The 2,425-nt window shown below is 69.6% G+C and carries 4 protein-coding genes and 1 pseudogene; all 5 read right to left on the reverse strand.

Going from position 1 to position 2,425, the window contains the following annotated elements; genetic code table 11:
- Window positions 1-488 (reverse strand): aldehyde dehydrogenase family protein (locus AB1609_21265; protein ID MEW6048966.1); only part of this gene is annotated, 488 nt, incomplete at its 3' end.
- A 10-nt stretch (window positions 489-498) separates the two neighbouring features.
- Window positions 499-984: a hypothetical protein gene (locus AB1609_21270; GenBank protein MEW6048967.1), complete on the reverse strand. Its 486-nt coding sequence runs from the start codon at window positions 982-984 to the stop codon at window positions 499-501.
- 67 nt (window positions 985-1,051) lie between these two features.
- The gene (locus AB1609_21275) at window positions 1,052-1,732 is read right to left on the reverse strand and encodes a zinc-binding dehydrogenase (protein ID MEW6048968.1); all 681 of its coding nucleotides are present in this window, start codon (window positions 1,730-1,732) and stop codon (window positions 1,052-1,054) included.
- Between the two features lie 131 nt (window positions 1,733-1,863).
- Window positions 1,864-2,166: pseudogene (locus tag AB1609_21280) on the reverse strand (alcohol dehydrogenase catalytic domain-containing protein).
- Between the two features lie 90 nt (window positions 2,167-2,256).
- Window positions 2,257-2,385: a phosphoenolpyruvate carboxylase gene (locus AB1609_21285; protein ID MEW6048969.1), complete on the reverse strand. Its 129-nt coding sequence runs from the start codon at window positions 2,383-2,385 to the stop codon at window positions 2,257-2,259.
- Window positions 2,386-2,425: the final 40 nt, after the last annotated feature.

Raw genomic sequence — 2,425 nt, forward strand, 5'->3', positions numbered from 1 at the left:
GAGGGCATGAGGAGCGGAAAGTTCCAGGGCGTGATGAGGCCGGCCGGGCCGACCGGCTCCTTGAGCGTCATGACGAAGATGTCAGGCGGAGCGCCAGGGAGCGCGAAGGGCGGGGTTTCGCCCGCGATCTGCGCCACCACGCCCGCGAAGTAGTCAAACACGTCGGCGGCCATCGGCACCTCGCTGAACGTGGAGAAGTTGATGGGCATCCCGTTCTCCCGGGTGATGAGTTCGGCGAGTTCCGCCTGGCGCTCCCGGATGCCGCGGGCGACATGAGCGAGGATGCGGGCACGTTCCAGCGGGTCGATGGCCGTCCAGCGGCGGTCCTCGAAGGCGGCGGAGGCGGCCTGCACCGCGCGCTCGACGTCTTTGGGCCCCGCGCAGGCGACCTCCGCGACGACCTCTTCGGTGGCCGGGTCGATCACCGCAAGCCGCCCGCCGTCCGCCGCACCCTCCCACTGCCCGCCGATGAATAGCTCGGTGCGCACGTCTTTCACCTCAAGCCGGGATGAGTTCGGCGGCTCCGCGGTCCTTCAGGAACTGCTCGTAGCGGGGAAAGAGCTTCTGAAGCGTCGGCAACAGCTTGAGCGCCTTGGAGAGCGGACCCCTGGCCTTGATCTGCTGGCGGGCGAGCGCCGTGGGCAGATTGACCTTGCCCAGCCAGAACCGGTGCGCCACCTCGGCCTTCATCTCGAAGGTCAGCTCCGGCTGCACGCTCACCTCGCCGAACGCGATCTCGAGGAACCGCCCGGATGCCCCCTGCCCCGCCTCGAACCGCCCGCCTGCCCCCGGGGCCGGCCGGCCCGAGCCGAGGCTGAGGCTGCCTGCAGGGCCGATGGTGATGAGCGCGTCCGGCTCGTGGTAGATGAACTGGACCACGAAGTTCTGCTTGCCGATGTACTCGGCTTCGGCGGTGTCCGTCTGGGAGGCGAAGAAGCCGCCCAGAAGTTCGTAGAGGTGCGAAGCGTCCCGGAAAAGCGGCATCCGAAGAACACCAACCCCTCTCCCGAAGCTGCTCTCGCACGAGCCCGGACCTTACGGGGTCTCTCCTTCATGCCGTCTTCTCGAACTCAACCACGCCCCGTGCAACATGGCCGGCACGCAGATCGCTGAACGCGGTGTTGATCTCGTCAAGACGGTAGCGATGCGAAATGAGTTCGGCGAGCTTGAAGCGCCCGGCCAGGTACAGTGCCGCAAGGCGCGGAATGTCCACGTGGGGGTTGGAACGGCCGTACCAGGTGCCCGTCAGCACCTTCTCCGTCGAGGGTAGAGCGAACGCGTTGATGGCGACCTCCGCGTTGGGCGGCGCCACCCCCACCACCACGGCCATGCCGCCCTTTCGCACCGCGCCGAACGCCTCGACGATGGTTTCAGGCCGCCCGATCACCTCGAACGCATAGTCCGCACCCAGCCCGTCCGTCAGGTCGACGATGGCGGTCACCACGTCGTGCTCGGCCGCATTGACGGCGTGCGAGGCGCCGAGCCGGCGGGCAAGCGCCAGCTTCTCGGGCACCACGTCCACCGCGATGACGGGCCAGGCGCCCGACAGGGCGGCCGCCTGCACCACGTTGAGGCCCACCCCGCCGCACCCGATGACCGCCACGCTCTCCCCGGGGCGGACCCGCGCCGTGTTCCAGACCGCGCCCGCGCCGGTGGTGACGGCGCAGCCGAGCAGCGCGGCCCTGTCGAGAGGCAGCTCGCGTGGAACCGAGATGACGCCGCTGGCCGGCACCACGATGCGCTCCGAGAAGCCGAGACCTCGATGAAGTGGTGAACCGCCTGGCCGTCCTTTTCGAAGCGAGTCGTGCCGTCCCGTAACGTGCCCGCCACGGAGAGGGCGCTTGCCTCGTCGCAAAGCTCGGGGCGACCCGCGCGGCAAAAGTGGCACGACCCGCACGCCGGGATCCAGGAGGTCACCACGTGATCGCCCACCTGCACGTGGGTGACGCCCGGCCCCACCGCCTCCACCACCCCGGCGGCTTCGTGGCCCGGCACGACGGGCAGCGGCTGCGGCAGGTCGCCGGTGAGCACGTGCAGGTCGCTGTGGCAGACACCGGCAGCGGCCACGCGTACCAGCACCTCGCCCGGGCCGGGTTCCGCCAGGTCCAGGTCCTCAACGACCAAGGGTTCGCCGAGTTCGTGCAGGACAGCCGCCCGAACCTTCACGGCCTCTCCCTCGCCATTATGAGAACGCTTACGATCACAGCTTCGCCGGGGGGTGACGGGCTCCTGCCGCCGCCCGCCTGCCGGCTCCCGCTACCCGGTGTTGCGGAGCCCCGCCGCCACTCCGCTGATGGTCACCAGGATGCCGAAGCGGTCCTCCTCGCCGGGGCTTGCCCGGCGGCGGCGCAGGAACAACACCTGAAGGTAGCTGAGCGCGTCCACGTAGGGGTTTCTCAGCCGGATGGACTCCTGCAGCGCCGGC

This window comes from Bacillota bacterium, assembly GCA_040754675.1.
Classification (GTDB): Bacteria; Bacillota; Limnochordia; order Limnochordales; family Geochordaceae; genus Geochorda.

What these genes read in the sequence shown, in the direction of transcription:
- AB1609_21270 (MEW6048967.1), bottom strand. Translation starts at nt 984, where the DNA reads ATGCCGCTTTTCCGGGACGCTTCGCACCTCTACGAACTTCTGGGCGGC.